The organism is Neobacillus bataviensis LMG 21833 (genome assembly GCF_000307875.1).
GTDB lineage: Bacteria > Bacillota > Bacilli > Bacillales > Cytobacillaceae > Neobacillus > Neobacillus bataviensis.
In genome coordinates, this window is record NZ_AJLS01000162.1 from 1 (window position 1) to 10,675 (window position 10,675).

Genomic DNA, 10,675 nt, shown 5'->3' on the forward strand with positions numbered 1-10,675 from the left:
CACCGTGTTTCCTTTATCTCAGTCGAAGCGCTCCAGTCCATACGCCGATAAGCGGGCGCCTTCCGCTTTTCTTAATGTATTTTACGGTATTATTATGCTAATATATGGGTAGATACGACATTATAGTACAAAATACTCTAATGTTTTCTATGACTATGGGGTGAAAAGATGAATAAAGGTCAACGCCATATAAAAATTAGAGAGATTATTGCCAGCAATGATATTGAAACACAGGATGAGTTAGTAGATGAGTTAAAAAGTGCTGGCTATAATGTCACGCAGGCGACTGTGTCAAGGGATATTAAAGAATTACATCTAGTTAAAGTCCCTTTAATTGATGGTCGCTATAAGTACAGCCTGCCTGCAGACCAAAGATTTAATCCATTGCAGAAATTAAAACGTTCATTAATTGATGCATTTGTTAGGATTGATTCCGCGGGACATTTGCTTGTCATGAAGTGCTTGCCTGGTAACGCAATGGCTATTGGTGCATTAATCGACAATCTTGATTGGGAAGAGATATTAGGAACGATTTGCGGTGATGATACGATGTTAATCATATGCAGAACACCGGAAGATACAGAAGTCATTACCAACCGGTTCCTTGATATGCTTTAATTGGGGGAGAGTTTCTTGCTAGCAGAACTATCAATAAAAAATTTCGCCATTATCCAAGCGCTTGAGATTTCGTTTGAAAAGGGATTAACCGTATTAACCGGTGAAACAGGTGCCGGAAAGTCCATTATTATTGATGCCATTCATTTACTAGTAGGTGGAAGGGGATCAGCAGAATTTGTTCGCCATGGGGAAGAAAAGGCAGAAATAGAAGGTTTATTCCAACTAGATGATCCTAACCATCCAATTTTATTGAAAGCGTTAGAATTCGGGATAGATATTGAGGAGGGAATGGTGGTTTTACGCCGGGATATTTCCCGAACAGGAAAAAGCGTTTGCCGTATAAATGGAAAATTGGTGACGATTTCAACGCTTCGAGAAATGGGCGGTACCCTTGTTGATATCCATGGTCAGCATGAGCATCAAGAATTGATGGATGAGACAAGACACTTACCATTGCTGGATCAATTTGGTTCTGAAGAAATCCAAGCTTCTCTAGGAGAATACACGGAAGTATTTCGCCGTTACGAGCATACATGGCATAAGCTGAAAACGTTAAGTGAAAACGATCAGCAGACCGCCCATCGACTTGATTTAATTCAATTTCAATTAGATGAAATTCAAAAGGCTAATCTAAAGCCCCATGAAGATGAAGAGCTCTTTGAAGAAAAAAGAAAGCTAGGGAATTTCGAACGTGTATTTGAATCCGTTCAATCGGGCTATAACGGCCTGAATGGTGAACAAAAGGGCCTTGATTGGGTGGGAATGACCATGGGTTACTTGGAGGATGCAGCCGCACTTGATTCGGCCTATAAAGAAATATTTGAATCCGTGTCGAACAGTTTCTACCAACTGGAGGATGCAGCCCGTTCATTAAGAAATGAATTAGATGCTTTAGAGTACGATCCCGGTCGCTTAAATGAAATAGAAGATCGCTTAAATGAAATTAACCAGCTAAAACGAAAATATGGAAAAACAATCAATGAAATAATGGAATATGCGGCAAAAGTTGAAGAAGAAATTGAAACACTTCAAAATAAAGAAACACATATAGGTGAACTGGAAAAAGAATTAGCTTCCATTAAGAAAGACTTGGTGCTAGAGGCAAAACAATTATCCGAACTTCGCCAAAAATGGGCCAATAAGCTGACAAAATTAATTCATAGTGAATTAAAAGAATTATACATGGCGAAAACGGTCTTTGAAATTCGGTTTGAAACTGATCTTCAGCATTTTTCGAAAAATGGCGTGGACCATGTTGAATTTTATATTTCGACCAATCCGGGTGAGCCATTAAAGCCATTGTCAAAAGTGGCATCTGGGGGAGAATTATCACGGATTATGTTGGCACTTAAAAGCATTTTTTCCAAGCACCAAGGTGTTACCTCCATTATCTTCGATGAAGTGGATACTGGTGTTAGCGGAAGGGTTGCTCAATCGATCGCTGAAAAAATTTATAAAGTTTCTTCAGGTTCGCAGGTTTTGTGTATTTCTCATTTACCACAGGTTGCAGCGATGGCAGATACACATCTGTTTATTGCTAAAATCATAAAAGGAGGAAGAACGAAAACCTCGGTCACTTCACTAGGTATTGAAGATAAAATAAAAGAAATTGGCCGGATGATTTCTGGTGCAGAAATTACTGATTTAACAAAAAAACATGCTGAGGAATTATTACAATTAGCGGTAAAAACAAAGGTAAATTGAAAAGCTTCCCAATTTGGGTAGCTTTTTTATGTTTATACCAGTTATAAATGATTGTCAAGGAGGCAAAATTAAAGATGTAGCCATTTTTGAAGTGTGTAGCGAAAAGAAGCGAGGAGAGTGAAGAATTTGAAGTTAGAAATAATTAGAAAGATTATTGGTGGAATTCTCCTTGTTTCATTAATTAGCCTTATTTTTTTTCAGCCCTTACAGCAATACCTGGCAATCCCAAAGACGATTACTATGTTTGAAGGACAAGATTATATCCTCCAGAAGGCTGCCCCGGTATCTGCAGCCCTAAAAAATAATTCTCACAAGTCGAATATTACACTTGATCAGGAAAACCATTCAATATCAGTGAATGCAAATAAAAAAGGCAAAAATGAAGTGCTTCTGGAATATGCAGGTATTCCGATTAAAAAGGTCGATGTACATGTTTTAAAAGATTTTCGAGTAATGCCTGGCGGTCAATCAATTGGTGTAAAATTAAATACTGTAGGCGTATTAGTAGTTGGACACCATTTGATTAATACAGAAGATGGCAAAAAATCTCCCGGTGAACTTGCAGGAATTAAAATTGGAGATATGATTACTGAAATTAATGGCAGCAAAATTGAAAAAATGACAGATGTTGCCCCGTTCGTACAAACGGCAGGGCAAGATGGTAAAGCACTTGATATGGTCATTAGCCGAGAAAGCGGCAAAATTACGACTAAACTCACCCCATTAAAAGATAAAGGGGAAAACACCTATAAACTTGGATTATATATTAGAGATTCAGCAGCCGGAATTGGAACCATGACCTTTGTTCATCCTCAATCTAAAAAATATGGTGCCCTTGGCCATGTCATTTCAGACATGGATACAAAACAGCCAATCGTGGTGGAAGATGGTCAAATTGTCCGTTCTACAGTAACATCTATAGAAAAGGGCAGTAACGGCGATCCAGGAGAAAAGCTTGCCCGGTTTTCTTCAGATCGTGAAGTTGTTGGTAATATCCAAAAGAACAGTCCATTTGGTATATTTGGCGAATTAAATAAAGAATTAAAAAATGGTGTACTTGATAAACCACTTCCAATAGCACTATCCCATCAGGTTAAAGAAGGACCTGCGAAAATTTTAACAGTAGTAAATGATGATCAAGTTGAAGAATTTACGATTGAAATTGTCAGCACAATTCCGCAAAAGTTTCCAGCTACAAAGGGCATGGTGATAAAAGTGACCGATCCAAAGCTCCTCGAAAAAACAGGAGGAATCGTTCAAGGCATGAGTGGAAGCCCAATTATTCAAGATGGAAAGTTGATTGGAGCCGTTACACATGTTTTTGTTAATGATCCTACCTCAGGATACGGGGTGCATATAGAATGGATGCTAAACGAAGCTGGAATTAATATATACGAAACACCAAAAGATAAAGCAAGTTAATCGTTAATTAAGCAAAATAGGTATATTTCCCTATTTTGCTTCTCTTTTTACATAAAGATTATTCGACAAAATTAAGTTATTAATTGGTAATAGTGCGAAATTAGTCGAAAAGAGAAGGAAAACAAAGAAAAGATAAGATTTTATCACTATTTTAAGAAATTTTAAAAAAATGAAAGGATTTTTAGTTGCATTGTCGAATTTCTTATTTAGAATAGAATTAAGAGATGATTAAAACTGTATGATGAAAATAGAGATTTGATTTGAACGAGGAGGAACTGGAATTGAAGAAAATAAAGGTTTGTGTCGTGGATGATAATAGAGAGCTGGTTGGACTTTTAGAGGACTATATTTCGTCCCAAGAAGATATGGAAGTTGTTGGTATTGCGCATAATGGTCAAGAATGTTTAGAAATGTTAGCGACTACAGACCCTGATGTTCTTGTATTAGATATTATTATGCCTCACCTTGACGGTTTAGCAGTGCTTGAGCGCTTGCGTGAATTAAAAAAAGGAGCATTACCAAATGTTATTATGCTAACAGCTTTCGGCCAAGAAGATGTAACGAAAAAAGCTGTTGAACTGGGTGCTTCTTATTTTATTTTAAAACCATTTGATATGGATAATTTAGGAAGCCATATCCGACAGGTAAGCGGTAATGCCAGCGCATTTATTCGTCGGGGTCCTTCCACAAGCTACCGTTCCCAATCAGAACAAAAACCAAAAAATTTAGATGCTAGTATTACAAGCATCATTCACGAAATCGGAGTTCCTGCACATATAAAAGGTTATTTATATTTACGTGAAGCGATTTCTATGGTATACAACGATATTGAGCTTTTAGGTTCCATTACGAAGGTATTGTATCCTGATATCGCCAAAAAATATAACACGACAGCAAGCCGCGTTGAACGTGCCATTCGTCATGCGATTGAAGTAGCTTGGAGCCGTGGAAATATTGATTCGATTTCAAGTCTTTTTGGTTACACAGTAAGTATGTCAAAAGCAAAGCCTACAAATTCCGAATTCATCGCCATGGTGGCAGACAAACTACGTCTTGAGCATAAGGCTTCTTGAAAAGAACAATGAACAAAATAAAAGCCTTCATTTCAGTAAAGTGAATGAAGGCTTTTTCTTTTATTCTTTCTCCAACTCCATTAACTTTTGAATGAGAATATGCTGCGGCATATGCATAAGCTGTTCTATCGGAACATTTAATTTCTGAGAAAGTTTCAAAGCTGTTTCCGTTGATAACTGTAAAGGTTTCATTTGGTATTCCTCCATAATAATGTTGGGAAGTGAAAAAATGACACAGATTTTTGCGCATCGCGGTTATTCTGCTTCTTATGCTGAAAATACAATGGGCGCTTTTGTAGAAGCACATAAGGCAGGTGCAGATGGCATAGAGCTTGATGTTCAATTGACGAAAGATGGAGAAATAGTTGTAATCCATGATGAAAAAGTTGACCGAACAACAAGTGGGAATGGATTTGTCAAAGATTTTTTATATAAAGAAATTAGAAAACTAAATGCGAACAAAAAGGGAATTAAAAAAGAACCCATTCCATCTTTAATAGAAGTTCTGGAATGGATGAAAACAAACAAACTCCTATGTAATATAGAGCTGAAAAATGGGTTGATCCCATATGAAGGCATGGAAGATAAGGTTATTGAGCTTGTTCGCAAATACAATCTAATGGACAGGATTATTCTTTCCTCTTTTAATCACTATAGTATCGTCTATAGTTATCGAATGGCACCGGAAATCGAAACGGCACCGCTTTTTATTGAAGGGATTTACATGCCGTGGATATATTCGCAGTCCATAAGAGCTAAGGGAATTCATCCAAAGCATTCGGCCATGTCAGATAACATCATCATCAATACGATGGAAAATGGAATTGCCGTCCGTCCATATACAGTTAATAAAGATGCTGACATGAACCGCCTCTTTAATATTAATTGCACAGCCATTATTACCGACGATCCCGTCAAGGCACTTCGAATAAGGAAGCCGTATGAAAAGAGACCATAACGGCCTCTTTTTTGTCTAGCTGCAGCGCCTAGGGCTAAGGGGTCATAAGCCAATCAGTCAAGAAGGTTAAAGAGCAACCTTCTCGCCTGCTTGTCTAGACTCACGCCCCTTGGCAAGGCGCTTCCGCTTTTCTTATTGCTTTTTAAATTTTTGCTGTACTTTATTTCTTTTACGATCCCTTCGAAAAATAAAGCCAGCTACAAATCCGAGCCCGCCAATAAAAAAGATCAAACCAACCAGAAATTGCAGCAGCAAATTTGGAAATGGAACCTGAAGAATCCCAAACGTCATATCGCGCATTAATTTGATTCCTAAAGCAGCTAAGACACCGGGAATCACTACGATGAAAAGGGCTATAATACGTATCATACATAAATCCTTCCAATTTCGATTTTACTTTTACGGTATATCTTCATTATATCTCATGAAAATATTATTACATAGCTGAAAATTGTCAAGGTTCTTGTTTGGATATAAAATAGATAATGAAGAAAATTGCATGTTTTTTCTAAAAAAGGATGAAGAAAGTTTCTTTACGTAAAAGGGGTAGAAAAAATGCAAAATATTATGATTGTTGGTGCCGGTAAAGGTGGAACGGCAATCTTAAAAATTTTAAAAGAATCAGAAGTTCTAAATGTCGATGTCGTCATAGATAGAAATAAAGATGCAACAGGTGTTTTATTGGCAAAAGATGAGGGGATTAAAACAGGAACAAGCTGGCAGCCCTTTCTTACTGAAAACATCGACATTATTATCGAAGTAACAGGGAATGACGCTGTTTTTCAGGAATTGCGAAAGGCGAAAAATAAAAAGACGGTATTAATTCCAGGGAGTGTTGCCTTTCTTGTTTCGAAATTAATGGAGGAAAAAGAGGAACTAGTCTCCAAGCACCAAAATGAATCCTATCAGCAGGAATTGATTTTTAACGCCACTAACGATGGAATGGTGGTAATTGACCAGCAAGGAAAAGTGATTTTGTTTAATAAACGCGCTGAAGAAATTATTGGTGTGAAAAAAGCGCAGGCAATTGGAAAGGCTGTTTTAGAAGTCATTCCATCAAGCAGGCTGCCTATCATCCTTGAAACAAGAAGAACCGAGGCAAATCAAGAAATGGTGCTAAGTAATGACCGAAAAATCATTACAACCCGGATCCCGATTATTGAAGAAAATGGAACATTAATCGGAGCCTTTGCGGTTTTTAAAGATATAACAGAGGTTGTGAATCTGGCAGAGGAAATAACCGATTTAAAGGAAATCCAAACCATGCTGCAAGCCATTATCCATTCCAGCGATGATGCCATTTCTGTTGTCGATGAGAATGGTCGGGGAATCCTTATTAATCCTGCCTATACCCGCTTAACAGGGCTGACACAAGAGCAAGTAATAGGGCAACCTGCAACGGCAGACATCTCTGAGGGTGATAGTATGCATATGAAGGTACTGCAGACAAGAAGAGCCGTTCGCGGCGTGCCGATGAGAGTGGGCCCGAATAAAAAGGAAGTAATTGTGAATGTCGCGCCAATCATTGTTAAAGGGAAATTAAAAGGCAGTGTCGGAGTGATCCATGATATGTCAGAAATGAAATCGCTAAGCAGGGAATTAAGCCGAGCAAGGCAAATTATCCGTACGCTGGAGGCTAAATACTCTTTCGAGGACATCATCGGCCATTCTGACGAAATGATGCTTGCAATTGAGCAGGCAAAGTTAGGGGCAAAGACACCTGCAACAGTCCTTCTTCGGGGGGAATCTGGAACAGGTAAGGAGTTATTTGCTCATGCCATACATAATGCAAGTGATCGAAAATATAACAAGTTTGTTCGCGTCAATTGTGCGGCCCTAACCGAATCATTATTAGAAAGTGAATTGTTTGGTTACGAGGAAGGAGCTTTTTCCGGTGCAATCCGCGGGGGCAAGCGGGGTCTTTTTGAAGAAGCGAATAATGGCAGCATCTTTCTTGATGAAATCGGTGAGCTTTCGGCGAATACCCAGGCAAAGCTCTTACGGGTACTGCAGGAAAATGAAATCATTCGTGTTGGGGGAACAAAGCCTGTTACCATCAATGTAAGAGTCATTGCCGCCACTAATGTTAATTTAGAAAAGGGTATTGCAAAAGGAACCTTTAGGGAAGACTTATACTATCGTTTAAACCGCATGCCTATTCATATTCCGCCGTTACGAATGCGAAAAGCAGAGATTCCTGTTTTATGCGAGCGGCTGATTCAAAAAATCAATCGGGATTATGGTAGAAATGTGGAAGGGGTAACGCAGGCAGCTTTACTCCAATTAATGGGATATAATTGGCCCGGAAATGTCCGGGAGTTGGAAAATATTTTGGGCAGGGCAATCATTTTTATGAATTATTTTGAGACGTTGATTGATGTTCATCATTTACCTGAGCTAAAAAATAAAAAAACAGGGAATGAGCCTCCTGCCACAAATTATAGTGAACCATATGGGTTAGATCAATCTTTATCAGAAATGCTTGAAGCGTATGAAGCCAAAATCATTCAGCAAACTCTTTTAAGGTTAAATGGGAATAAAACATTAACAGCTAAAACCCTTGGTTTATCTGTGAGAAATTTATATTATAAACTCGAAAAATACAAACTTGAAAAAAATAGCACGCAATAAATTGCATGGATTGAAAAACTTTGCACAGTTAAATTGCAGGGAATAAAGCGTTTTCATAAAGGTGTTTTTGGCACGCTTCTTGCATATTAATAGTTTGGAGTTGCAGAAAAGGGAGAAAGGGTTGATGACAACTTGTTGCTAGATTCACTAATTGACAAAGCAACCCGGGAACGCAAACATATAGTTGCAGTTGCTGCAGCAGAAGATGCTGAAGTTATTGAAGCTGTGATTGATGCATTAAACCGAAATCTTGCACAATTTATCCTGTTCGGCGATCAAGAAAAAATTACTTCGCTCTTCAGAATGAATAAGAACGAACCGATAAACGAAAAAAATTTAAAAATTGTTAATGCCGGTTCAATTGCCGCAGCAGCTGAATTAGCTGTTAAGTCTGTTTCTAACAATGAGGCAAATGTATTAATGAAAGGCAATGTGCCAACCAACGTCCTTTTAAAAGCTGTCCTAAATAAGGAATTTGGGCTAAGAACAGGAAATGTTTTATCGCATGCAGCTTTTTTTGAAATTCCTGGTTACGATCATTTTACCATTGTAACTGACGCCGCAATGAATATTGCACCTGACTTAGAACAAAAAGCGCAAATTATTATGAATACCGTTTCGCTTGCCAAGTCTGTTGGAATTGACACCCCGAAAGTAGCGCCAATTGCTGCTGTTGAGGTAGTTAATCCTGTCATGCAGGCAACAGTAGATGCGGCTGCCCTAACGATGATGAATAAACGAGGACAAATATCCGGCTGCATCGTGGATGGGCCGCTTGGCTTAGATAATGCCGTATCAACACTAGCGGCCGAACACAAAGGAATTACAAGTGAGGTTGCCGGAAAAGCTGATATCTTATTAGTACCTACCATCGAAGTAGGAAATGTATTATATAAATCGTTAATTTATTTTGCGAATGCCAAGGTTGGCGCGGTAATTGCGGGAGCAAAAGCACCAATTGTGTTAACTTCCAGGGCTGATTCTGCGGAAAGTAAACTGTATTCTCTTGCATTAGCGTTATGCTGTGTGAAAAAATAGATAGTCAACATTCGAGGAGGAAACAAACAATGGAAATTTTCAAGTATTTAGAGAAATTTGATTATGAGCAAGTGGTATTCTGTCAAGATAAGCAATCTGGTTTAAAAGCGATTATCGCTATTCACGATACAACGCTCGGGCCAGCGTTAGGCGGCACCCGGATGTGGACATATGCATCAGAAGAAGCTGCCATTGAAGATGCCCTTCGTCTAGCAAAAGGGATGACGTATAAAAATGCGGCAGCAGGATTAAATCTAGGCGGCGGGAAAACCGTGATTATTGGCGATCCTCGTAAAGATAAAAATGAAGCTATGTTCCGCGCGTTTGGCCGTTACATCCAAGGGTTAAATGGCCGATACATTACAGCAGAAGATGTAGGTACAACAGTTGCTGATATGGATTTGATTCACGAGGAAACAGATTATGTAACGGGTATTTCCCCTGCATTCGGGTCATCAGGTAATCCTTCCCCGGTAACAGCATTCGGTGTTTACCGCGGAATGAAGGCTGCTGCAAAAGAGGCTTTTGGATCGGATTCGCTTGAAGGAAAAGTAGTGGCAGTTCAAGGTGTAGGAAATGTAGCGTATACTCTTTGTCAATATTTACATGAAGAAGGCGCGCAACTGATTGTAACAGATATCAATAAAGAGGCTGTTAATCGTGCGGTCGAAGCATTTGGTGCGCTTGCGGTAGATCCCGATGAAATCTATGGTGTTGAATGTGATATCTATGCACCATGTGCTTTAGGAGCAACCATCAATGATGAAACAATCCCACAATTAAAAGCTAAAGTGATTGCGGGTTCGGCTAATAATCAATTAAAAGATACCCGCCACGGTGATATCATTCATGAAATGGGTATTGTCTATGCACCGGATTACGTTATTAATGCGGGCGGAGTAATCAATGTTGCTGATGAGCTTTATGGATATAATCAAGAACGGGCAATGAAAAAGGTTGAACAGCTCTATTCAACGATTGAAAAAGTAATCGAAATCTCTAAACGTGACGGCATCCCAACCTACGTGGCAGCTGACCGGATGGCGGAAGAGCGAATTGAAAGAATTCGTAATTCTAGAAGCCAATTTTTGCAAAACGGTCATCACATTCTTAGCCACCGAATTTCTAGGTAATCCGGAAAAGCGTAAGCACCTCGCTCAGGGGCGACAGGCATAAGACGAGCCGGCGAGAAGGTTGCTCTTTAACCTTCTTGACGGATTGGCTTATGACC

At 39.0% G+C, this 10,675-nt stretch carries 10 protein-coding genes; 8 read left to right on the plus strand and 2 right to left on the minus strand.

Annotated features, from left to right (window positions below; genetic code table 11):
• The first annotated feature begins 168 nt into the window (after positions 1–168).
• The 4 genes from ahrC to spo0A all read left to right on the plus strand — a co-directional run bounded on the left by ahrC (position 169) and on the right by spo0A (position 4,817).
• On the plus strand, positions 169–618 hold the full coding sequence (gene ahrC / locus BABA_RS24265) for a transcriptional regulator AhrC/ArgR (protein WP_007087923.1): 450 nt from the start codon (positions 169–171) through the stop codon (positions 616–618).
• A gap of 15 nt (positions 619–633) precedes the next feature.
• Entirely contained in the window at positions 634–2,322 is a 1,689-nt protein-coding gene (gene recN / locus BABA_RS24270; RefSeq protein WP_007087924.1) for a DNA repair protein RecN, read from the plus strand.
• Between the two features lie 126 nt (positions 2,323–2,448).
• A complete protein-coding gene (gene spoIVB / locus BABA_RS24275; protein WP_007087925.1) occupies positions 2,449–3,744 on the plus strand; it encodes a SpoIVB peptidase in 1,296 nt (431 codons plus the stop codon).
• Between the two features lie 281 nt (positions 3,745–4,025).
• Positions 4,026–4,817, plus strand: a complete 792-nt coding sequence (spo0A, locus tag BABA_RS24280; RefSeq protein WP_007087926.1) for a sporulation transcription factor Spo0A — start codon at positions 4,026–4,028, stop codon at positions 4,815–4,817.
• 60 nt (positions 4,818–4,877) lie between these two features.
• Here spo0A and BABA_RS26845 read toward each other — a convergent pair whose 3' ends face one another.
• Positions 4,878–5,009 (minus strand): YycC family protein, encoded by a 132-nt coding sequence (locus BABA_RS26845; protein WP_007087927.1) that lies wholly within the window; start codon positions 5,007–5,009, stop codon positions 4,878–4,880.
• Positions 5,010–5,046: 37 nt separating this feature from the next.
• On the opposite strand from BABA_RS26845, the gene BABA_RS24285 reads away from it, so the two are divergent.
• Positions 5,047–5,775 carry a glycerophosphodiester phosphodiesterase gene (locus BABA_RS24285; protein ID WP_007087928.1) on the plus strand — a complete coding sequence of 243 codons (729 nt, stop codon included), beginning with the start codon at positions 5,047–5,049 and terminating at the stop codon, positions 5,773–5,775.
• A 132-nt stretch (positions 5,776–5,907) separates the two neighbouring features.
• Here the strand turns inward: BABA_RS24285 and BABA_RS24290 are convergent, their stop codons facing one another.
• Positions 5,908–6,144 (minus strand): DUF2627 domain-containing protein, encoded by a 237-nt coding sequence (locus tag BABA_RS24290; RefSeq protein ID WP_007087929.1) that lies wholly within the window; start codon positions 6,142–6,144, stop codon positions 5,908–5,910.
• 186 nt (positions 6,145–6,330) lie between these two features.
• Between BABA_RS24290 and BABA_RS24295 the strand changes: the two genes are divergently transcribed.
• The 3 genes from BABA_RS24295 (at position 6,331) to bcd (ending at position 10,577) form a co-directional block, all read left to right on the plus strand.
• Positions 6,331–8,406, plus strand: a complete 2,076-nt coding sequence (locus BABA_RS24295; RefSeq protein ID WP_007087930.1) for a sigma-54 interaction domain-containing protein — start codon at positions 6,331–6,333, stop codon at positions 8,404–8,406.
• A 132-nt stretch (positions 8,407–8,538) separates the two neighbouring features.
• The gene (yqiS, locus tag BABA_RS24300) at positions 8,539–9,444 is read left to right on the plus strand and encodes a phosphate butyryltransferase (protein WP_007087931.1); all 906 of its coding nucleotides are present in this window, start codon (positions 8,539–8,541) and stop codon (positions 9,442–9,444) included.
• 29 nt (positions 9,445–9,473) lie between these two features.
• Positions 9,474–10,577 (plus strand): branched-chain amino acid dehydrogenase, encoded by a 1,104-nt coding sequence (gene bcd, locus BABA_RS24305; RefSeq protein WP_007087932.1) that lies wholly within the window; start codon positions 9,474–9,476, stop codon positions 10,575–10,577.
• Positions 10,578–10,675 lie beyond the last annotated feature (98 nt).